The following is a 232-nucleotide window of genomic DNA, read 5'->3' as shown; positions in this document are numbered from 1 at the left end:
AGTATAATATTAAAGCCTAATATGCTACCTTCAGAAGTAGCAAAGTTAACTTTAATAGGGGCAGCTGCTGTAAATAAAGCTTTAGAAGAAATGGGCATAATATCTTATATTAAATGGCCTAATGATATTGTTATACAAGGTAAAAAGGTATGTGGTATTCTGACGGAGATGAGCTGTGAGCTGAATATAATTAACTATGTAATTATGGGAATAGGTATAAATGTAAATTTAT

The 232-nt window shown here is 30.2% G+C and carries 1 protein-coding gene; it reads left to right on the top strand.

Going from position 1 to position 232, the window contains the following annotated elements; translation table 11 throughout:
• On the top strand, positions 1–232 hold a 232-nt coding region (locus tag R2R70_RS23485), incomplete at both ends, for a biotin--[acetyl-CoA-carboxylase] ligase (protein WP_410979418.1).

Origin of the sequence: Cobetia sp. SIMBA_158, from assembly GCF_046566945.1 — a bacterium.
Lineage (GTDB): Bacteria > Pseudomonadota > Gammaproteobacteria > Pseudomonadales > Halomonadaceae > Cobetia > Cobetia amphilecti.
Note: the sequence above shows the minus strand (reverse complement) of the source record. Positions and strands in the feature narration are given on the sequence as shown.